23 protein-coding genes are annotated in these 20,788 nt (G+C 60.4%); 22 read left to right on the top strand and 1 reads right to left on the bottom strand.

Going from position 1 to position 20,788, the window contains the following annotated elements:
* The first annotated feature begins 118 nt into the window (after positions 1-118).
* Entirely contained in the window at positions 119-661 is a 543-nt protein-coding gene (locus tag BLL36_RS02515) for a glycine zipper 2TM domain-containing protein (RefSeq protein WP_005791197.1), read from the top strand.
* Between the two features lie 223 nt (positions 662-884).
* Here BLL36_RS02515 and suhB read toward each other — a convergent pair whose 3' ends face one another.
* Positions 885-1,700, bottom strand: coding sequence for a type III secretion system regulator SuhB (suhB, locus tag BLL36_RS02510; protein WP_003175971.1), 816 nt, complete (start codon positions 1,698-1,700; stop codon positions 885-887).
* 145 nt (positions 1,701-1,845) lie between these two features.
* Here suhB and trmJ point away from each other — a divergent pair, with 145 nt between their 5' ends.
* From trmJ to BLL36_RS02400, 21 genes are all read left to right on the top strand, one after another.
* Complete coding sequence (gene trmJ, locus BLL36_RS02505; protein ID WP_076949880.1) at positions 1,846-2,616, top strand: tRNA (cytosine(32)/uridine(32)-2'-O)-methyltransferase TrmJ; 771 nt, start codon at positions 1,846-1,848, stop codon at positions 2,614-2,616.
* A gap of 2 nt (positions 2,617-2,618) precedes the next feature.
* Positions 2,619-3,401: a serine O-acetyltransferase gene (cysE, locus tag BLL36_RS02500; RefSeq protein WP_076949879.1), complete on the top strand. Its 783-nt coding sequence runs from the start codon at positions 2,619-2,621 to the stop codon at positions 3,399-3,401.
* 298 nt (positions 3,402-3,699) lie between these two features.
* Positions 3,700-4,191, top strand: a complete 492-nt coding sequence (iscR, locus tag BLL36_RS02495) for a Fe-S cluster assembly transcriptional regulator IscR (RefSeq protein ID WP_003194020.1) — start codon at positions 3,700-3,702, stop codon at positions 4,189-4,191.
* Positions 4,192-4,241: 50 nt separating this feature from the next.
* Entirely contained in the window at positions 4,242-5,456 is a 1,215-nt protein-coding gene (locus tag BLL36_RS02490) for an IscS subfamily cysteine desulfurase (RefSeq protein WP_065951249.1), read from the top strand.
* A gap of 99 nt (positions 5,457-5,555) precedes the next feature.
* Positions 5,556-5,942: a Fe-S cluster assembly scaffold IscU gene (gene iscU, locus BLL36_RS02485; RefSeq protein ID WP_003175965.1), complete on the top strand. Its 387-nt coding sequence runs from the start codon at positions 5,556-5,558 to the stop codon at positions 5,940-5,942.
* Between the two features lie 28 nt (positions 5,943-5,970).
* Positions 5,971-6,294 (top strand): iron-sulfur cluster assembly protein IscA, encoded by a 324-nt coding sequence (gene iscA, locus BLL36_RS02480; protein ID WP_003209680.1) that lies wholly within the window; start codon positions 5,971-5,973, stop codon positions 6,292-6,294.
* An 8-nt stretch (positions 6,295-6,302) separates the two neighbouring features.
* Positions 6,303-6,824 carry a co-chaperone HscB gene (hscB, locus tag BLL36_RS02475; RefSeq protein ID WP_076949878.1) on the top strand — a complete coding sequence of 174 codons (522 nt, stop codon included), beginning with the start codon at positions 6,303-6,305 and terminating at the stop codon, positions 6,822-6,824.
* Between the two features lie 53 nt (positions 6,825-6,877).
* The gene (gene hscA / locus BLL36_RS02470; RefSeq protein WP_076949877.1) at positions 6,878-8,740 is read left to right on the top strand and encodes a Fe-S protein assembly chaperone HscA; all 1,863 of its coding nucleotides are present in this window, start codon (positions 6,878-6,880) and stop codon (positions 8,738-8,740) included.
* 3 nt (positions 8,741-8,743) lie between these two features.
* Positions 8,744-9,085 carry an ISC system 2Fe-2S type ferredoxin gene (gene fdx / locus BLL36_RS02465; protein ID WP_057723961.1) on the top strand — a complete coding sequence of 114 codons (342 nt, stop codon included), beginning with the start codon at positions 8,744-8,746 and terminating at the stop codon, positions 9,083-9,085.
* Positions 9,086-9,099: 14 nt separating this feature from the next.
* Positions 9,100-9,300: a Fe-S cluster assembly protein IscX gene (iscX, locus tag BLL36_RS02460; protein ID WP_003238461.1), complete on the top strand. Its 201-nt coding sequence runs from the start codon at positions 9,100-9,102 to the stop codon at positions 9,298-9,300.
* A gap of 90 nt (positions 9,301-9,390) precedes the next feature.
* Positions 9,391-9,816, top strand: coding sequence for a nucleoside-diphosphate kinase (gene ndk, locus BLL36_RS02455; RefSeq protein WP_003175956.1), 426 nt, complete (start codon positions 9,391-9,393; stop codon positions 9,814-9,816).
* A 29-nt stretch (positions 9,817-9,845) separates the two neighbouring features.
* Complete coding sequence (rlmN, locus tag BLL36_RS02450) at positions 9,846-10,994, top strand: 23S rRNA (adenine(2503)-C(2))-methyltransferase RlmN (protein WP_057723960.1); 1,149 nt, start codon at positions 9,846-9,848, stop codon at positions 10,992-10,994.
* A gap of 12 nt (positions 10,995-11,006) precedes the next feature.
* The gene (gene pilW, locus BLL36_RS02445; RefSeq protein ID WP_076949876.1) at positions 11,007-11,765 is read left to right on the top strand and encodes a type IV pilus biogenesis/stability protein PilW; all 759 of its coding nucleotides are present in this window, start codon (positions 11,007-11,009) and stop codon (positions 11,763-11,765) included.
* A complete protein-coding gene (locus BLL36_RS02440) occupies positions 11,765-12,754 on the top strand; it encodes a RodZ domain-containing protein (protein WP_076949875.1) in 990 nt (329 codons plus the stop codon). Before pilW ends, BLL36_RS02440 begins: the two co-directional genes overlap by 1 nt.
* A 2-nt stretch (positions 12,755-12,756) precedes the next feature.
* Positions 12,757-13,866 carry a flavodoxin-dependent (E)-4-hydroxy-3-methylbut-2-enyl-diphosphate synthase gene (ispG, locus tag BLL36_RS02435; protein WP_076949874.1) on the top strand — a complete coding sequence of 370 codons (1,110 nt, stop codon included), beginning with the start codon at positions 12,757-12,759 and terminating at the stop codon, positions 13,864-13,866.
* Positions 13,867-13,887: 21 nt separating this feature from the next.
* A complete protein-coding gene (gene hisS / locus BLL36_RS02430) occupies positions 13,888-15,177 on the top strand; it encodes a histidine--tRNA ligase (protein WP_076949873.1) in 1,290 nt (429 codons plus the stop codon).
* A gap of 41 nt (positions 15,178-15,218) precedes the next feature.
* The gene (locus BLL36_RS02425) at positions 15,219-15,860 is read left to right on the top strand and encodes a YfgM family protein (protein WP_076949872.1); all 642 of its coding nucleotides are present in this window, start codon (positions 15,219-15,221) and stop codon (positions 15,858-15,860) included.
* Entirely contained in the window at positions 15,853-17,004 is a 1,152-nt protein-coding gene (gene bamB, locus BLL36_RS02420) for an outer membrane protein assembly factor BamB (RefSeq protein ID WP_076949871.1), read from the top strand. The genes BLL36_RS02425 and bamB overlap by 8 nt, the downstream gene beginning before the upstream one ends.
* Before the next feature lie 205 nt (positions 17,005-17,209).
* Positions 17,210-18,679 (top strand): ribosome biogenesis GTPase Der, encoded by a 1,470-nt coding sequence (gene der / locus BLL36_RS02410; RefSeq protein ID WP_076949869.1) that lies wholly within the window; start codon positions 17,210-17,212, stop codon positions 18,677-18,679.
* A 115-nt stretch (positions 18,680-18,794) separates the two neighbouring features.
* Positions 18,795-19,943, top strand: a complete 1,149-nt coding sequence (locus BLL36_RS02405) for a pyridoxal phosphate-dependent aminotransferase (protein ID WP_076949868.1) — start codon at positions 18,795-18,797, stop codon at positions 19,941-19,943.
* The gene (locus BLL36_RS02400; protein ID WP_076949867.1) at positions 19,931-20,722 is read left to right on the top strand and encodes an amidohydrolase; all 792 of its coding nucleotides are present in this window, start codon (positions 19,931-19,933) and stop codon (positions 20,720-20,722) included. The genes BLL36_RS02405 and BLL36_RS02400 overlap by 13 nt, the downstream gene beginning before the upstream one ends.
* The last annotated feature ends 66 nt before the right edge of the window (positions 20,723-20,788 follow it).

Raw genomic sequence — 20,788 nt, 5'->3', positions numbered from 1 at the left:
AGGCGTTGATTTGCTGTTACAAAAAAGGCACGAGATTGAACTCGTGCCTTTTTTTTTGCTCCAAGGCTGGGTATAGCGCGGATCTTTCGGTCCGCTTGTGATGGTCAGGAGGTTCAACGTGAACAAGTCGTTGCTGGTTGGTGCGGTATTGGGTGCTGTCGGTGTGACTGCCGGGGGCGCTGTTGCCACCTACAGCCTGGTAAAAAGCGGCCCTGAGTATGCGCAAGTGCTGGCGGTGCAGCCGGTAAAAACCCAGATCAAAACCCCGCGTGAGGTCTGCAAGGATGTCACCGTGACCCGGCAGCGTCCGGTGCAGGATCAGCATCAAATCGCCGGTACCGTCGTAGGCGCCCTGGCCGGCGGCCTGCTAGGCAACCAGATCGGTGGCGGTAACGGCAAGAAGCTGGCAACGGTCGCCGGTGCGGTCGGTGGCGGTTATGCGGGTAACAAGGTTCAGGAAGGTATGCAGAACCGCGATACCTACACCACTACCCAGACTCGCTGTAACACCGTGAATGACATCAGCGACAAGGTTGTGGGCTACGACGTTCGTTACAACCTGGATGGCAAGGAAGGTACCGTGCGTATGGAGCGTGATCCAGGCGGCCAGATTCCAGTCGACAAGGAAGGGCGTCTGATCCTGGGTCAGAACCAGCAGTAGTCCAAGGCCAGGCACAGATTCAAAAAACTGTGCAATTCAAAATGTGGGAGGGGGCTTGCCCCCGATAGTGGTGGGTCAGTCAACTTATAAGGTGCTGACCCACTGCAATCGGGGGCAAGCCCCCTCCCACATTTGTTAAGTGTTGCTGCTGATGCATGGGCCTGGCTCAAATCCCAGGCATAAAAAAAGCACCCCCTAGGGGTACTTTTTTGTGCCCGCTCGCTTAACGCTTCAGCGAAGCCGGCAGGTGCGGCTGGATCGCCGTCAATACTGCCTTGAAGCATTTGGTATTGCCGGCAACCACATGGCCTTTCTCAAGGAAGTCATGACCGCCGGTAAAGTCGCTCACCAGGCCGCCCGCTTCCTGGATCAGCAGGGCGCCCGCAGCCATGTCCCACTCGGACAGGCCCGACTCCCAGAATGCATCAAAACGACCCGCAGCCACATAAGCCAGGTCCAGGCTCGCAGCGCCGGCGCGACGGATGCCGGCGGTCTGGCCAACCAGGGCGCGGAACATGCCCAGGTAGTTTTCCAGGTTATCCATCTGGTCGTCACGGAACGGGAAGCCGGTGCCCAGCAGGGCGCCGTCCAGGCTGGTGCGGCCGCTCACGCGCAAACGACGGCCATTGAGCTGGGCGCCACGGCCACGGCTGGCGGTGAATTCTTCCTGGCGAACCGGGTCGAGCACGACGGCGTGTTCCAGGCGGCCACGGTATTTGCACGCGATGCTCACGGCAAAGTGCGGGATGCCACGCAGGAAGTTGGTGGTGCCGTCCAGTGGGTCGATGATCCACAGGTAGTCTTCGCCTTCGCCGCTGCCTTTGTGCAGGCCGGTTTCTTCGCCGAGGATGCCGTGGGTAGGGTAGGCCTTGCGCAGAGCGTCGATGATTTTCTGTTCGGCGGCGCGATCCACCTCGGATACATAATCCTTGGCGTCTTTTTCGTCGACCTTGATGGTATCCAGGCGCTCGATGGAGCGGAAGATCAATTCACTGGCGCTGCGGGCGGCGCGCAGCGCGATATTCAGCATGGGCTGCATGGATAGGTCACCTAAGGTTGTTAAAGAAAGCCGAGCAGTTTAGCAGAAACTTTCTTCAGGTGAAGGACGACGTTAGCTTTCATGGCATAACCTTGGGCTGTTCTGTAAGATTTGCTCCCCTTTCCCGTGTCCGAGAGCGCCTCCCTTGCTGCAAAACATTCGTGTCGTCCTGGTCAATACCAGCCACCCCGGTAATATCGGCGGGGTGGCGCGTGCCATGAAAAACATGGGGCTGACGCGCCTGGTGCTGGTCGAGCCGCGCCTGTTCCCGCACCATGAGGCCGACGCCCGCGCGTCCGGCGCCAATGACCTCCTGGAAAAAGCCCGGGTCGTCGCCACCCTGGAAGACGCCTTGGTCGGCTGTAACCTGGTGCTGGGCACCAGCGCCCGTGATCGCCGCATTCCATGGCCGTTGCTGGATCCGCGCGAGTGCGGCACTAAAGTGGTGGAAGAGGCCGCCGGTGGTGCTGAAATCGCCCTGGTGTTCGGTCGTGAGGATTCCGGTCTGACCAACGACGAGCTGCAGCGATGTCATTATCACGTGCACATTCCATCAGACCCTGAGTTCAGCTCGCTGAACCTCGGGGCAGCGGTGCAGGTGCTGACCTACGAAGTGCGCATGGCCTGGCTGGCCGCCGAAGGCCAGCCGAGCAAGATGGAGAAGGATGAAGTCGCGTCGACCAAAAGTGGTGAGCTGGCCACGATGGACGAGCTGGAGCGGTTCTATGAGCACCTGGAACAAACCCTGGTGGCCATCGAATTCCTCGATCCTGAAAAACCACGGCACTTGATGGCGCGCCTGCGCCGCCTTTACGGACGCAGCTCGGTCAGCCGGGCAGAAATGAATATATTGCGTGGCATCCTCACGGAGACCCAGAAAGCGGCCCGTGGCGAGCTGCTTAAGCGGAAGGATTAAAAATGTTCGAGCGTTTGCGAGAAGATATCCAAAGTGTTTTCCACCGTGATCCGGCGGCGCGCAACGCCTTTGAAGTGCTGACCTGCTACCCGGGCATGCATGCGATCTGGATTCACCGGCTATCCGGCGCGTTGTGGGGCATGGGCTGGAAGTGGTTGGCGCGCGTGGTGTCGAACTTCGGTCGCTGGTTGACCGGTATCGAGATTCACCCGGGTGCCAAGGTGGGGCGTCGTTTCTTCATCGACCATGGCATGGGCATCGTGATCGGCGAGACCGCCGAGATCGGCGATGACGTGACCTTGTACCAGGGCGTGACCCTGGGTGGCACCAGTTGGAACAAAGGCAAGCGTCACCCAACCTTGGGCGATGGCGTGGTGGTGGGGGCGGGCGCCAAGGTGCTGGGCCCGTTCACGGTCGGCGCCGGCGCCAAGGTCGGCTCCAACGCCGTGGTGACCAAGGCAGTGCCGCCGGGCGCGACGGTGGTGGGGATCCCGGGGCGGATCATCGTCAAGCCGGAAGTCGGCGACGAGCAGGAAGCCAAGCGCAAAGCCATGGCCGAGAAGATCGGTTTCGATGCCTATGGCGTCAGCGAAGACATGCCCGACCCAGTCGCACGCGCTATTGGCCAGTTGCTCGACCACCTGCAGGCGGTGGACGGCAAGCTGGACGGCATGTGCGGCGCGCTGAAGGATTTGGGTAGTCCGTACTGTGCGAAAGAGCTGCCTGAGTTGCGTGAAGAAGACTTCGCCGAGATCAAGGACGAAGCTGCCACCAAGGCCAGCTAGTTCTGAAGTTTGATGTGATTTCCTGTGGGAGCTGGCTTGCCTGCGATGACGGTATGCCAGCCACCATAGATGTTGCTGATCTACCGCTATCGCAGGCAAGCCAGCTCCCACATTTGACCTCGTTGATCTTGCTGCCCTCGCGTGGCCCTCTTCCCGCTGTTCGTCCCCACCCCACCCTGCTATGATTCGCGCGCCCTTTTTACGGGTAATCCTGACTAAAGTACTAGGTCTTATAGTTGACTTAAATACTCGGGAATCGCATACTTGCCTCCATTCTGAAACACCTTGGTACTTGTCCATGAGACTGACTACAAAAGGCCGATACGCGGTGACTGCCATGCTCGATCTGGCCTTGCACGCGCAAACTGGGCCGGTGTCCCTGGCCGATATCTCCGAGCGCCAAGGCATTTCCCTGTCTTACCTCGAGCAGCTGTTCGCCAAATTGCGCCGCAGCAATCTGGTTTCCAGCGTGAGAGGCCCAGGTGGCGGCTATCAACTGTCCCGCGATATGCAGGGCATCCAGGTAGCCCAGGTGATCGACGCGGTCAACGAATCCGTCGATGCCACCAAGTGCCAGGGCCTGGGTGACTGCCACGCCGGCGACACCTGCCTCACGCACCACTTGTGGTGTGACTTGAGCCTGCAGATCCATGAGTTTTTGAGTGGTATCAGCTTGGCTGATCTTGTGACTCGCCGTGAGGTGCAAGAAGTAGCCCAGCGTCAGGACCAGCGCCGTTGCAACACCAAGGCGCCGCGTCTGGACAAGATCGAAGCGTCCGCCGTCGAGTGACAGCCGCAGAGCTAACGGCGCGCCAGCCAGCCTGATTTAGGAGAAAGTCCATGAAATTGCCGATTTACCTTGATTACTCTGCGACCACCCCGGTTGATCCGCGTGTCGCGCAAAAAATGAGCGAATGCCTGCTGGTTGACGGAAACTTCGGCAACCCGGCCTCCCGTTCCCACGTATTCGGCTGGAAAGCCGAGGAAGCGGTCGAGAACGCACGTCGCCAGGTCGCCGACCTGGTGGGCGCCGACCCGCGGGAAATCGTCTGGACCTCCGGTGCCACCGAGTCCGACAACCTGGCGATCAAGGGTGCGGCGCACTTCTATGCGACCAAAGGCAAACACCTGATCACCACCAAGATTGAGCACAAGGCTGTCCTCGACACCATGCGCCAACTGGAGCGTGAAGGGTTTGAGGTCACCTACCTCGAGCCGACCACCGACGGTATCGTCACGCCGGCCATGATCGAAGCCGCGCTGCGTGAAGACACCATCCTGGTTTCCGTGATCCACGTGAACAACGAAATCGGCACCATCAACGACATCGAAGCGATTGGCGAACTGACCCGCTCCAAGGGCATTCTGCTGCACGTCGACGCCGCTCAGTCCACTGGCAAGGTCGAGATCGACCTGTCCAAGCTGAAAGTCGACCTGATGTCGTTCTCCGCCCACAAGACCTACGGCCCTAAAGGCATCGGCGCCCTCTACGTAAGCCGCAAGCCGCGCGTACGTATCGAAGCCACCATGCACGGCGGCGGTCACGAGCGCGGCATGCGTTCGGGCACCCTGGCAACCCACCAGATCGTCGGCATGGGCGAAGCCTTCCGTGTAGCCAAGGAAGACATGGCTGCCGAAAACGTGCGCATCAAGGCTTTGAGCGACCGCTTCTACAAGCAAGTCGAAAATCTTGAAGAGCTGTACATCAACGGCAGCATGACCGCCCGTGTACCGCACAACCTGAATTTGAGCTTCAACTACGTCGAAGGCGAGTCGCTGATCATGGCGCTCAAGGACCTGGCGGTTTCGTCCGGTTCGGCCTGCACCTCGGCCTCCCTTGAACCTTCGTACGTATTGCGCGCCCTGGGCCGCAACGACGAACTGGCACACAGCTCGATCCGCTTTACATTCGGCCGCTTCACCACCGAAGAGCAAGTCGACTACGCCGCGCAGAAGGTCTGCGAAGCCGTCAACAAGCTGCGCGTCCTGTCGCCCCTGTGGGATATGTACAAAGACGGCGTTGATATTTCCAAGATCGAGTGGGCGGCACACTAACTATAGAAGCCGCCACCCCAGCTCTGTAGGAACGTGGCGGAAAACGCAGGCGTTTCTACAGGGTTCCAGAGCGGCCCTGATGAGTGAGGATTCAATACCATGGCTTACAGCGAAAAGGTCATCGACCACTACGAAAACCCGCGCAACGTCGGCAAGATGAACGCGGAAGATCCTGATGTCGGCACCGGCATGGTCGGCGCTCCGGCGTGCGGCGATGTGATGCGCCTGCAGATCAAGGTCAACGACGCTGGCGTTATCGAAGACGCCAAGTTCAAAACCTACGGCTGCGGTTCGGCCATCGCCTCCAGCTCCCTGGCGACCGAATGGATGAAAGGCAAGACCCTGGATGAGGCTGTCACCATCAGCAACACCCAGCTGGCCGAAGAACTGGCCTTGCCGCCAGTGAAAATCCACTGCTCGGTACTCGCGGAAGACGCCATCAAGGCGGCCGTTCGCGACTACAAGCAGAAGAAAGGCTTGATCTAAGTATTTGGCGACGAGTAAGGAGTCAACGATGGCTATCAGCATGACAGAAGCGGCAGCGCAGCACATTCGCCGCTCCCTGAATGGGCGCGGTAAAGGTGAGGGGATTCGTCTGGGTGTTCGCACCACGGGCTGTTCCGGCCTTGCCTACGTGCTGGAGTTTGTCGACGAGGTGGTTGAAGAGGATCAGGTGTTCGAAAGTCACGGCGAAAAAGTGATCATCGACCCGAAAAGCCTGACCTACCTGGACGGCACCGAACTCGATTTCGTCAAGGAAGGGTTGAACGAAGGCTTCAAGTTCAACAACCCCAACGTACGCGGTGAATGTGGCTGCGGCGAAAGCTTCAACATCTGAGGCTTCTCGTGGGCACTCCTTGTCATTTCGCTTTATTCGAGCTGCAGCCGAGCTTTCGCCTGGACCTCGAGCAGCTTGCCACGCGCTATCGAGAATTGGCGCGTGGTGTGCATCCGGACCGCTTCGCTGACGCTTCCGAGCGTGAGCAACGCTTGGCGCTGGAGCAATCGGCCAGCCTCAACGAAGCCTATCAGACGCTCAAAAGCCCCCCGAAACGCGCGCGTTATTTGCTGGCGATGAAGGGCGGCGAGTTGCCGATGGAAGTCACCGTGCATGACCCGGACTTCCTGATGCAGCAGATGCAATGGCGCGAAGAACTCGAAGACTTGCAGGACCAGGCCGATGTGGCCGGCGTCGCGGTCTTCAAGCGTCGTCTGAAAGCGGCCCAGGATGAGCTCAACGAAAGCTTCGCAGCCTGTTGGGATGATGCAGCGCAACGCGAACAGGCCGAACGCCTGATGCGGCGAATGCAGTTTCTCGACAAGCTCACCTACGAAGTGCGCCAGCTAGAAGAGCGCCTCGACGATTAACCCAGTGTGCTGCCCGTGATGCACGCCTGATAGACAGATAAGACCTGATTACCATGGCTCTACTGCAAATCGCCGAACCCGGCCAAAGCCCTCAACCGCACCAGCGTCGCCTGGCGGTCGGGATTGACTTGGGCACCACCAATTCCCTGGTTGCCGCCGTGCGCAGCGGCCTGTCCGAGCCGCTGCCCGACGCCAACGGCCAGGTGATCCTGCCGTCCGCCGTGCGCTATCACGCTGACCGCACCGAAGTCGGTGAGTCGGCCAAGCTGGCGGCGTCGACCGATCCCCTCAACACCGTGCTGTCGGTCAAGCGCTTGATGGGTCGTGGTCTGTCCGACGTCAAGCAACTGGGCGACCAGCTGCCTTACCGCTTTGTCGGTGGCGAATCCCATATGCCGTTCATCGACACCGTCCAGGGCCCGAAAAGCCCGGTGGAAGTGTCGGCCGATATCCTCAAGGTGCTGCGCCAGCGCGCGGAAACCACCCTGGGCGGCGAACTGGTGGGGGCGGTGATCACCGTTCCGGCGTATTTCGATGACGCGCAGCGCCAAGCCACCAAGGATGCGGCAAAACTCGCCGGCCTGAACGTGCTGCGCCTGCTCAACGAGCCGACCGCGGCTGCGGTGGCTTACGGTCTGGACCAGCATGCCGAAGGCTTGGTCGCCATTTATGACCTGGGCGGCGGCACCTTTGACATTTCGATCCTGCGCCTGACCGGCGGCGTCTTCGAAGTGTTGGCCACCGGCGGCGACAGCGCCCTGGGCGGTGATGACTTTGACCATGCCATCGCGAGCTGGATCATCAGCAGCGCCGGCTTGTCCGCCGACCTGGACCCGGGCGCGCAGCGCAACCTGCTGCAAACTGCATGCGCCGCCAAGGAAGCGCTGACGGACGTCGCCAGTGTAGAAGTTTCCTACGGTAGCTGGTCGGCCCAACTGACGCGCGAAGCCTTTGACGCGTTGATCGAACCCATGGTCGCCCGCAGCCTCAAGGCCTGCCGCCGCGCCGTGCGTGATTCCGGTATCGAGCTGGAAGACGTCGGCGCCGTGGTCATGGTCGGCGGTTCCACCCGCGTTCCGCGCGTGCGTGACGCCGTCGCCGAAGCCTTTGGCCGCCAGCCGCTGACCGAAATCGACCCGGACCAGGTCGTCGCCATCGGCGCTGCGATCCAGGCCGATACCCTGGCCGGCAACAAGCGCGATGGCGGCGAACTGTTGCTGCTGGATGTGATTCCGCTGTCCCTGGGGCTGGAAACCATGGGCGGCCTGATGGAGAAGGTGATTCCGCGCAACACCACCATCCCCGTCGCCCGCGCCCAGGACTTCACAACCTACAAAGATGGCCAGACGGCCATGATGATTCATGTTCTGCAAGGCGAGCGCGAGCTGATCAGCGACTGCCGCTCCCTGGCGCGCTTTGAACTGCGCGGTATCCCGGCGATGGTGGCTGGTGCGGCGAAGATCCGCGTGACCTTCCAGGTCGATGCCGATGGTTTGCTCAGCGTCGCTGCGCGCGAGCTGGCCTCCGGCGTTGAAGCCAGCATCCAGGTTAAGCCGTCCTACGGCCTCACCGACGGCGAAATTGCCAAGATGCTCAAGGACTCGTTCCAATACGCCGGCGACGACAAGGTCGCCCGCGTGCTGCGCGAGCAGCAAGTGGATGCCCAGCGCCTGCTCGAAGCGGTGCAGGGCGCCCTTGAGGCTGACGGCGAGCGTTTGCTCGATGCCGAAGAGCGCATGGTCATCGACCTGCAGATGCAGGAACTGGCCGAATTGATGAAAGGCACCGATGGTTACGCCATCGAGCAGCAGACCAAGCGTCTGTCGCAAGTGACCGATGCCTTTGCCGCCCGTCGTATGGACCAGTCGGTAAAAGCCGCCCTGGCGGGACGCAACCTGAATGAACTTGAGGATTAACTGATGCCGCAGATCATTTTTCTGCCACACGCCGAGCATTGCCCGGACGGTATGGTCGTGGAGGCTGAGACCGGCAAGTCCATCCTGGAAGTGGCCCACGACAACCACATCGAAATTGAAAGCGCCTGCGGCGGTGTGTGCGCTTGCACCACGTGCCACTGCATTATTCGCGAGGGCTTCAACAGCCTGGAAGAGGCTGATGAGCTGGAAGAAGACTTCCTCGACCGCGCCTGGGGCCTGGAAGCGACTTCGCGTCTAAGCTGTCAGGCAAAGGTCGGGACGGAAGACATCACCGTCGAAATTCCGAAATATTCGCTCAACCATGCAGCCGAAGCGCCGCATTGATTCAAGGAACTGTCATGAGCCTGAAATGGGTTGATGTACAAGAAATCGCTATACAACTTGCAGAGGCTCATCCTGAGGTCAATCCTCTTACGGTGAACTTCGTCAAGCTGCGCAACCTCGTCATGGAGCTGCCGGACTTCGACGACATTCCTGACCGGGGTGGCGAGAAGGTTCTGGAGGCGATTCAGGGCCTGTGGATCGAAGAAGCAGACTGAGCCGCCTTTACGCAGTTAGGCATTACCCGATAACCCGCGTATAATTCGCGGGTTTAATTTTTCGTAAATTACCGTTTCTGGAGTTACACCATGGCTGTTCAACGTACTTTCTCCATCATCAAGCCTGACGCTGTTGCAAAAAACGTCATCGGCGAGATCACCACCCGTTTCGAAAAAGCCGGCCTGAAGGTTGTAGCTTCGAAACTCAAGCAACTGTCCAAGGCTGAAGCTGAAGGCTTTTACGCTGAGCACAGCGCTCGTGGTTTCTTCGGCGACCTGGTTGCCTTCATGATCTCCGGTCCGGTTGTTGTTCAGGTACTGGAAGGCGAAAACGCGATCGCGCTGAACCGCGAGCTGATGGGCGCTACCAACCCTAAAGAAGCCGCTGCCGGCACCATCCGTGCTGACTTCGCCGAGTCCATCGATGCCAACGCTGTACACGGTTCGGACTCCGAAGCCGCTGCTGCCCGCGAAATCTCGTACTTTTTCGCTGCTACTGAAGTAACCGCTCGCTAAGCATCGGCTTAAAGAGTGAGGGTGAATCCATGACGACATCGACTGTAAAAACCAACCTGCTGGGGCTGACTCAGCCGGAAATGGAGAAATTCTTCGACTCAATCGGGGAGAAGCGTTTCCGTGCCGGTCAGGTAATGAAATGGATTCACCACTTTGGCGTCGACGATTTCGACGCCATGACGAACGTCAGCAAGGCCCTGCGCGACAAGCTCAAGGCCATTGCCGAGGTTCGTGGTCCCGAAGTGGTCAGCGAGGACATCTCCACCGACGGCACCCGCAAATGGGTGGTGCGCGTGGCGTCCGGCAGCTGCGTCGAGACCGTCTACATTCCCCAGGGCAAGCGCGGCACTTTGTGCGTTTCGTCCCAGGCAGGCTGTGCCCTGGACTGCAGTTTCTGCTCCACCGGCAAGCAAGGCTTCAATAGCAACCTCACCGCCGCCGAAGTGATCGGCCAGGTGTGGATTGCCAACAAATCCTTTGGCAGCGTCCCGGCGACCGTCGACCGTGCCATCACCAACGTGGTGATGATGGGCATGGGTGAGCCGCTGCTGAACTTCGACAACGTCATTGCGGCCATGCACCTGATGATGGACGACCTGGGCTACGGCATTTCCAAGCGCCGTGTCACCCTGTCGACCTCCGGCGTGGTACCGATGATCGATGAGCTGGCCAAGCACATCGACGTCTCGCTGGCCTTGTCGCTGCACGCACCGAATGACGCATTGCGTAACCAATTGGTGCCGATCAACAAGAAGTATCCGCTTAAGATGCTGCTCGAGTCTTGCCAGCGTTATATGGCGACCTTGGGCGAGAAGCGTGTCTTGACCATTGAGTACACCATGCTCAAGGACGTCAACGACAAGGTCGAGCATGCGGTCGAGATGATCGAGTTGCTCAAGAACACCCCGTGCAAGATCAACCTGATTCCGTTCAACCCGTTTCCGCATTCTGGCTACGAGCGGCCGAGCAACAACGCCATTCGCCGTTTCCAGGATCAACTGCACCAGGCCGGCTACAACGTCACCGTGCGCACCACCCGTGGTGAAGACATCGACGCCGCCTGTGGCCAATTGGTAGGGCAGGTGATGGACCGCACCCGCCGCAGCGAGCGTTATATCGCCGGGCGCGAACTGAACGCCGCCGACGATTTGCCGCTGATTGCTGTAAATCGAATCTGAGAGAGGACCTCTATGCCCTTGCGCCTTGCGCTGCTTTTGCTTGTTACCGGTCTCGCGGCCGGTTGTGTTTCATCGGGCCATGACAGCCCGTTGCACACCGGTAAAGGCCGTGAAGAGGCGCGCGTTGCCTATGTGCAACTCGGTTTGGGTTACCTGCAGCAAGGCATGAGCGAGCAGGCCAAGGTGCCGTTGAAGAAAGCCCTTGAGCTGGACGGCGACGATGCCGACGCCAATGGCGCACTGGCCCTGGTGTTCCAGGCCCAGGCCGAGCCTGAACTGGCCGAGCAGTATTTTCTCAAGGCCCTGGCCGCAAGCCCTGGCGACCCGCGGCTGCTGAACAACTACGGCAGCTTCCTGTTCGCGCACAAACGCTATGACCAGGCCGCCCTATATTTCCAGCAGGCCAGCGCCGATACCCTCTACCCTGAGCGTTCGCGGGTGTTCGAGAACCTTGGGGTGACCTCGATCCATCTGGGCCAGCGCGACAGTGCCCGCCAGCAGCTGGAAAAAGCCCTGCATTTGAACGGTCGCCAGCCTCGGGCATTGCTCGAAATGGCTGAGTTGTCCTACGAAGACAGGCATTATGTGCCGGCACGTGACTATTACGAGCGTTTTAGCCTGCTCAGTGGGCAAAATGCACGTAGTCTATTGCTCGGTGTGCGCCTGGCGACGGTTCATGAAGAACGCGACACGGCCGCACGTTTTGGCCAGCAACTCGAACGACTCTATCCCGGTACGCCGGAATATCAGCAATACCTGTCGGAGCAATGATGAAAGCGGCGCACCCGGAAGTTGTAGCAGCTAATCGCGTAAACCCAGGCGACACCTTGCGTCAGGCCCGCGAAAGCAATGGTTGGTCGCTGGCGGAAGTGGCCCTCAAGCTCAATTTGACCACCACTTCCCTGGGCAACCTGGAAGCCGGCGCGTTCGATAAGCTGCCTGGGCACACCTTCGCCCGCGGCTATATCCGCGCCTACGCCAAATTGCTGGGTATCGATCAGGCCATCCTGGTCCAGCAGTTCGACCAGTTCACCGGCACCGACTCCCAAGGCAGCAATGTGCATGGCCTGGGTCGCATTGAAGAGCCAACGCGGGTTTCCCACACCATTTTGCGAATCGTCAGCCTGTTGCTGCTGATCGCCGTGATCGGTGGCGGTTTCGTCTGGTGGCAGGACCAGGCGTCCCAGCGCACCAAGGACATGACCAGCAACGCCATGGAGCACGTCGAGGTCGAAAGCGCCGACGGCACCACCCAGATTCATCCGCTGGACGAGCCGGAAGACCAGGCGGTCGCCGAAAGCCAGGCCGCGCCTGAAGCGCCGGTCGCCAGCGAGCAGCCGGCACCGGAGACCGCACCCGCCTCGGCCGCTGCAGTTCCGGCTCCCGCCGCGCCAGCTGCGCCGGCCCACACTCCAGCCGCCCAGGCCCACGTACCGGCCGCTCCAGCGCAGGCGCCAGCGGCAGCCACGCCAGCCGCCCCCGCGATTTCGCCGCCGACCACCCCAGCGTTGATCGCCGGTGACGGCCGCGTACAGATCACCTTCGTCGCTGATTGCTGGATGCAACTCACCGACGGCAACGGCAAAGTGCTGTTCAGCGGTCTGAAGCGTAAGGGAGATACGCTTGAGCAGGGCGGCAAGCCTCCTTTGACGCTGCGTCTGGGCTTTGCCCGTGGCGCGCAAGTGGCCTATAACGGCCAGCCTGTGGACGTGGCGCCGTTCACCAGCGGCGAGACCGCTCGAATCAAGTTGGGACAATAGTCATGCACGGCGAATCTCCAATCAAACGTCGCGTATCGCGCAAGATCTGGGTCGGCTCGGTGCCGGTGGGTGGCGATGCCCCCATCGCGGTGCAGAGCATGACCAACAGCGACACCAACGACGTCGCCGCCACCGTTGCCCAGATCAACCGTCTGGAAGCGGCAGGCGTGGACATCGTGCGCGTGTCGGTGCCGGACATGGACGCGGCCGAAGCCTTCGGTCGCATCAAACAACTGGTCAAGGTGCCGTTGGTTGCCGACATTCACTTCGACTACAAGATCGCGTTGCGCGTGGCCGAGCTGGGTGTGGACTGCCTGCGCATCAACCCAGGCAACATCGGCCGCGAAGACCGTGTGCGCGCGGTGGTGGACGCGGCCCGTGATCATGGCATTCCAATCCGCATCGGCGTCAACGCCGGTTCCCTGGAAAAAGACCTGCAAAAGAAATACGGCGAGCCTACTCCCGCGGCGTTGGTTGAATCGGCGCTGCGCCACGTCGAGCACCTGGAACGCCTGAATTTCCAGGACTTCAAGGTCAGCGTAAAGGCCTCCGATGTGTTCATGGCGGTAGAAGCCTACCGCCTGCTGGCCAAGGAAATCGTGCAGCCGTTGCACCTGGGTATCACTGAAGCCGGCGGTTTACGCTCAGGCACAGTGAAATCTGCGGTGGGTCTCGGTATGCTGCTCGCCGAAGGGATTGGCGATACTATCCGCATCTCCCTGGCGGCAGACCCGGTTGAGGAAGTGAAAGTCGGCTACGACATTCTCAAATCCCTGCGTTTGCGTTCCCGCGGTATCAATTTCATTGCCTGCCCGAGCTGCTCGCGGCAGAACTTCGACGTGGTGAAAACCATGAACGACCTGGAATTGCGCCTCGAAGACCTGCTGGTGCCGCTGGACGTTGCAGTGATCGGTTGCGTGGTGAACGGGCCGGGTGAAGCCAAGGAGGCCCATGTGGGCCTGACAGGCGGTACGCCGAACCTGATCTACATCGACGGCAAGCCGGCGCAGAAGTTAACGAATGACAATCTGGTGGATCAGCTCGAAAAACTGATCCGCCAGAAAGCGGCCGAAAAGGTTGCGGCTGACGCAGCGCTGATCGCGCGCGGCTAAGAACGAATTTAAGGATTTGATGTGAGCAAGTCTCTGCAAGCCATTCGCGGCATGAACGACATTCTGCCGGAGCAGACGCCACTGTGGCGCTACTTCGAAAGCACGGTCGCGCGCCTGCTGGATAACTACGGTTACAAGCAGATCCGCATGCCGATCGTCGAGTTCACCGAGCTGTTCAAGCGCTCCATCGGTGAAGTGACCGACATCGTCGAAAAAGAGATGTACACCTTTGAAGACCGCAACGGCGACTCCCTGACCCTGCGTCCGGAAGGCACCGCCGCATGCGTTCGCGCTGTACTGGAGCATGGCATCACAGGTGGCGGCCAAACCCAGAAACTGTGGTACATCGGCCCGATGTTCCGCCACGAGCGTCCGCAGAAAGGCCGTTATCGCCAATTCCACCAGATCGGTTGCGAAGTCTTCAACCTGGACGGTCCGGACATCGACGCCGAGCTGATCGTGCTGACCTGGCGCCTGTGGGGCCAGTTGGGCATCCGCGACGCGGTCAAGCTCGAGCTCAACAGCCTGGGCACCAGTGAGTCCCGTGGCCGCTACCGGGTCGCGCTGGTCGAGTACCTGTCTGCCCACCTGGACAAGCTGGACGAAGACAGTCAGCGCCGCCTGAAGACCAATCCGCTGCGCGTGCTTGATACCAAGAATGCCGACACTCAGGCGGTACTGGTCGACGCGCCGAAAATGGCCGACTACCTGGACGACGAATCCCGCACGCACTTCGAGGGCCTCAAGGCTCGCCTGGATGCGGCCGGTATTCCCTACGTCATCAATCCAAAGCTGGTGCGCGGCCTCGACTACTACAGCAAGACCGTGTTCGAGTGGGTCACCGACAAGCTCGGCGCCCAGGGCACCGTGTGTGCCGGTGGGCGCTACGACGGCCTGGTGGAGCAGATGGGCGGCAAGCCGACGACCGGCGTAGGTTTCGCCATGGGTATCGAGCGGTTGATCCTGCTGCTTGAGACCCTGGAGCAGGTCCCTGAAGAAATTTCCCGTCAGGTGGACGTGTACCTTTGCGCCTTTGGCGAGGCGGCCGAACTGGCAGCCCTGGCCTTGAGCGAAAAAGTGCGTGACCAACTGCCGAACCTGCGCCTGCAGGTCAACGCCGGCGCCGGCAGCTTCAAGAGCCAGTTCAAGAAGGCCGACAAGAGCGGCGCGCTGTATGCGCTGATCCTCGGCGATGACGAGCTGGCCCAGCAAGTGATAGGTTTCAAACCCCTGCGTGGCCAGGGCGAGCAACAGAACATTGCCTTTGATGCGCTCGCTGCGCACTTGGCCACCTGCGTCGTGCAGGGTTGAAGCTGTCGAACAGCCGAATTTAGCGATTAAGGAGTACTGGGGTGTCGAGTTCTGATGATGATCAACTGGCCGAGTTCAAGGACTGGTGGCAGCGTAACGGCAAGCCCTTGGTTACTGGCGGTCTGCTGGCTTTAGTGGTGGTGTTCGGCTGGCAAGCCTGGACCAAGTATCAGGCCAACCAGTCCCAAGGCGCCTCGATCGTTTATCAGCAATTGCTGGAAACCACGCTGACGCCGGATGGCAAACCGGACCCCGCGCAGGTTGCAGACCTGGCCGGCAAGCTGAAGAACGAATTCGGCGGTAGCACCTACGCCCAATACGGTAGCCTGTTCGTCGCGAAAGTCGCGGTCGATACCGGCAAGCTGGACGACGCCGCCGCAGAGCTGAAGGCCATCGCCGACAAGCCGACCAACCCGACCCTGGGTGAAATCGCACGTCAGCGCCTGGCCCAAGTATTGGCGGCACAAAACAAGGCTGACGAAGCACTCAAACTGCTCGACGGCGATGCTGACAAGGCATTCGTAGCCACTCGCGAAGAGCTCAAGGGTGACCTGTTGGTCCAATTGGGTCGTACCGACGAAGCCAATGCTGCGTACCAAAAAGCCAAGGCGGCGCTGTCTGATGAAGCGGCGGTCGGTGGCTTACAAATCAAGCTGGACGACCTGGCCAAAGGGGATGCGTGACGTGATCCGTTGGAAACATGCAGCATTGCTGGCTCTGGCCGTTCTGGCCGCGGGTTGCAGCAGCAACAGTAAAAAAGAACTGCCGCCTGCGGAGCTGACCAGCTTCAAGGAAGAAGTGGTCCTGCAAAAGCAGTGGAGCCGCTCCATCGGTGACGGTCAGGGCGAGACGTACAACATGTTGGTGCCGGCAATCGACGGCGACAACATTGTGGCCGCCGATGTCACCGGCGTCGTGACCTCCATGGACCGCATGAACGGCGACGTGAAGTGGTCCAAGGATCTCGAATTGCCTGTGTCCGGCGCCGTAGGCGTGGGTTACGGCATGGTGATGCTCGGCACGCTCAAAGGCGAAGTCGTAGCCCTGGATTCCAGCACCGGTGAAGAGAAATGGCGCGCTCGCGTGACCAGTGAAGTACTCGCACCGCCTGCCACCAACGGCGATATCGTCGTGGTACAAACCCAGGATGACCGCGTGATCGGCCTGGACGCCAGCACTGGCGAACAGCGCTGGTTGTACGACAGCACCCCGGCGGTGCTGACATTGCGCGGTACCAGTGGTCCGATTGTGACCAACAATTTGGCCGTTGCAGGCCTGTCGACCGGTAAAGTGGTCGCCCTTGATACCCGCAACGGCGTGCCGGCCTGGGAAACCCGCGTGGCCATCCCGCAAGGCCGTTCCGAGCTGGATCGCGTCGTGGACATCGACGGCGGTTTGCTGCTGTCCGGTGAAACCCTCTACGTCGCTACCTACCAGGGCCGTGTGGCGGCACTGGACCTGCAGAGCGGTCGCGTTAACTGGCAGCGTGATGCTTCCAGCTACGCCGGTGTCGCCCAAGGGTTTGGCAGCGTCTACGTAAGCCTGGCGTCCGGCACTGTCGAAAGTGTCGACGAGCGTTCCACCACTGCCTTGTGGAGCAACGATTCCCTGGCTCGCCGCCAGCTGTCGGCACCGGAAGTGTTCTCCAGCTACGTGGCCGTGGGTGACTTCGAAGGCTACCTGCACCTGCTGAGCCAGGTAGACGGTCGCTTTGTCGGTCGCGAGCGTATCGACAGCGACGGCCTGCGTGCGCGTCCGCTGGTGGTGGGTAACATGCTGTATGTATATGGCAACAGCGGCAAGCTGGAAGCCCTGACCATCAAGTAAGAACTATGCTTGGGGGCTTAGCCCTCTGGCAGCTTCACCTGTAGGAGCGAGCTTGCTCGCGAAAATCGTTAACGATAACGCGTGCTGTCTGAATAAACGCGGAGCCTTTGCGTTCTTCGCGAGCAAGCTCGCTCCTACAGTCGAGCACCAGCCGCTGCCCTGCAGCGGCTTTTGTATTTTCTGAAATAACGAAGTGGAGAGCCGCATGGTTCCCGTAATCGCCCTGGTGGGCCGACCTAACGTCGGCAAGTCCACCTTGTTCAACCGCCTGACCAGGACTCGCGACGCCATCGTCGGCGACTTGTCCGGTCTGACCCGTGATCGCCAATACGGTGAGGCAAAGTGGCAGGGGCGCTCCTACATTATTGTCGACACCGGTGGTATTTCCGGTGACGAACATGGCATGGACGAAAAAATGGCCGAGCAGTCGCTGCTGGCCATTGAAGAAGCCGATGTCGTGTTGTTCCTGGTGGACGCCCGTGCGGGCTACACCGCCGCCGACCAGATGATTGGCGAGCATTTGCGCAAGCGCAACAAGCGTTCCTACCTGGTCGCGAACAAGATCGACAACATCGATCCTGAGGCGGCCCGCGCCGAATTCAGCCCGATGGGCCTGGGCGACGCGATCCCGGTTGCCGGCGCCCACGGTCGCGGCATCACGCAGATGCTGGAAATTGCCCTCAGCACCTTTCCCAAGGATGATGATGAGGAAGAAGAGGGTGAGGAAGAGATCGTCGCCGAAGGTGAGGAAGCCAAGCGCATTCCTGGCCCGAGCGAAAAAGACGGTATCAAGATCGCCATCATCGGCCGTCCTAACGTCGGCAAGTCGACCCTGGTCAACCGTATGCTCGGTGAAGACCGGGTAATCGTCTATGACGAACCCGGCACCACCCGCGACAGCATCTACATCCCGTTCGAGCGCAACGACGAGAAGTACACGCTGATCGACACCGCTGGTGTGCGCAAGCGCGGCAAGATCCACGAAGAAGTTGAAAAATTCTCCGTGGTCAAAACCCTGCAAGCGATCAAAGACGCCAACGTGGTGATCTTCGTGATGGACGCCCGCGAAGGCGTGGTGGACCACGACCTGAACCTGCTGGGCTTCGCCCTGGAAGCCGGTCGCGCCCTGGTAATCGCGATCAACAAGTGGGACGGCATGACGCCCAGCGAGCGCGATTTCGTCAAGATCGAGCTGCAGCGTCGCCTGTTCTTCGTCGAGTTCGCCGATATCCACTTCATCTCGGCGCTGCACGGCACCGGCGTGGGCAACCTTTACGCCTCGGTACAGAACTCGTTCAAGTCCGCGGTCACGCGCTGGCCGACCAACCGCCTCACCCAGATCCTGGAAGACGCGGTGGGCGAGCACGCGCCGCCGATGGTCAACAACCGCCGGATCAAATTGCGTTACGCCCACCTGGGTGGTGCCAACCCGCCGATTATCGTGATCCATGGTAACCAGATCGAGAAGGTGCCCAAGTCCTATGTGCGCTACCTGGAAAACACCTACCGCCGTGTCTTGAAGCTGGTCGGCACGCCGATCCGCATCGAGTTCAAGGGCGGCGAGAACCCGTACGAAGGCAACAAGAACAGCCTTACCGACCGCCAGGTCAACAAAAAGCGCCGGATGATGACGCATCACAAGAAAGCCGACAAAAAGCGCCGCGACAAGCGCTGATATCGACTTGCCAAAAAAGGGCTCATTGCGAGCCCTTTTTTGTGCGCGATGGTTTGCGCCTTGACCCGATGCAGCAGGCAGCTTAAAACTTGGGCCTCATCTGCAGGGGCCTTTCATGATCACCAGCAAGCTGCCGAACGTCGGCACGACCATTTTCACCAGCATGTCGCAGTTGGCGGCCGAAACCGGCGCAATCAACCTGTCCCAGGGTTTCCCCGACTTCAATGGCCCTCAAGATTTGCTCGACGCCGTGGGTCGACACGTTGCCAGCGGCCATAACCAATACGCACCGATGAGCGGTTTGCCCGCGCTGCGCCAGCAGGTGGCGGCGAAAATTGCCCGCAGCTACGGTGTCAGCGTCGATGCCGACCTTGAAGTCACCATCACGCCCGGCGCTACCCAGGGCATTTTCTGCGCGATCCAGGCTGTGGTCCGCAACGGTGACGAAGTGATCATTTTCGACCCTTGCTACGACAGCTACGCGCCCTCGGTAGAGCTGGCTGGTGGGCGCTGCGTGCATGTGCAACTGGACTTGCAGGATTTCAGCCTGGATTTCGAGCGCATCAAGGCCGCGCTGTCGCCGCGCACGCGCATGATTGTGCTCAATAGCCCGCACAATCCCAGCGGCGCGCTGGTCAGCCGTGAGGAATTGGACCAACTGGCCGAGCTGATTCGCGGGCGCGATATTTATCTGCTAAGCGATGAAGTGTATGAACACCTGGTGTTTGACGACGTGTCCCACGTCAGCGTACTGGCCCATGAGGAGCTGTACCCGCGTGCGTTCGTGGTCAGTTCGTTCGGCAAGACTTATCACGTCACCGGTTGGAAGACTGGCTATGTAGTTGCGCCGCCGGCCCTCACGGCCGAGCTGCGCAAAGTGCATCAATACGTCAGTTTCTGTGGCGTGACGCCGTTGCAGTACGCGCTGGCCGACTTCATGGCCGAGCACCCGCAGCATGTGGTTGCGCTGCCGGCGTTCTACCAGGCCAAGCGCGACCTGTTCTGCCAGTTGCTGGCGCCGTCGCGGTTCAACTTCAGCCCATCGGCGGGGACTTACTTTCAGCTGGTGGATTATTCCCGGATTCGTCCGGACCTGGATGATGTCGCCATGTCCGAATGGATGACGCGCGAGCACGGCGTGGCGTCGATTCCCATCTCGGTGTTCTACCGCAACCCACCCCAAGGCCAGCGCCTGGTGCGCCTGTGCTTTGCCAAACGCGAGGACACGCTGCGCCAGGCAGCCGAAAAACTATGCGTGATTTGACCGCTTTGCCCAACCTGAATATCGCCCTGGTGCAGACCACCCTGGCCTGGCACGACCGCCAGGCTAACCTCGAACATTTCGAGCGGCTGCTGGAGCAGGCCAGGGGCGCCGACCTGATCGTACTGCCCGAGATGTTCACCACTGGCTTTTCCATGGAGTCGGCCAGCCTCGCCGAGCCAGAGAACGGTCCCACCCATCACTGGCTCCAGGCCCAGGCGGCGAAGTACAACGCGGTGATCACCGGCAGCGTGATCATCCAGGCCGCTGACGGCAGCCACCGCAATCGCTTGCTGTGGGCGCGTCCCGATGGCGAAGTGTTGCATTACGACAAGCGCCACCTGTTCCGCATGGCGGGTGAGCACGACCACTACACCCCCGGCGAGCGCCAGGTACAGTTTGAGTTGAAGGGCTGGCGTATCCGTCCGTTGATTTGCTACGACCTGCGCTTCCCGGTGTGGAGCCGCGATGCCCAGGACACCGACCTGTTGCTGTATACCGCCAACTGGCCGGGTGCGCGGCGGTTGCACTGGAACCGCTTATTGCCGGCGCGGGCCATCGAGAATTTGTGTTATGTGGCGGCGGTGAATCGGGTCGGCACGGATGGGAAGGGATTCGCTTATACCGGCGACAGCCAAGTGCTGGATTTTCAGGGTGAGACCTTGCTGAGCGCGGGGGAGGCGGATGGGGTGTTTCTGGTGAACCTGGATGCGGGCGAATTGGCGGCGTATCGCGCCAAGTTCCCGGCGAACCTGGATGCCGATAGCTTTCAGTTTGTCTAACAGACCGCTATCGCGAGCAAGCTCGCTCCCACATTCGACCGTGTTTATCCTGTAGGAATACGGTCA

Source organism: Pseudomonas cedrina subsp. cedrina, from assembly GCF_001983175.1.
In the GTDB taxonomy this organism is placed as follows: Bacteria; Pseudomonadota; Gammaproteobacteria; order Pseudomonadales; family Pseudomonadaceae; genus Aquipseudomonas; species Aquipseudomonas cedrina.
Note: the sequence above shows the minus strand (reverse complement) of the source record. Positions and strands in the feature narration are given on the sequence as shown.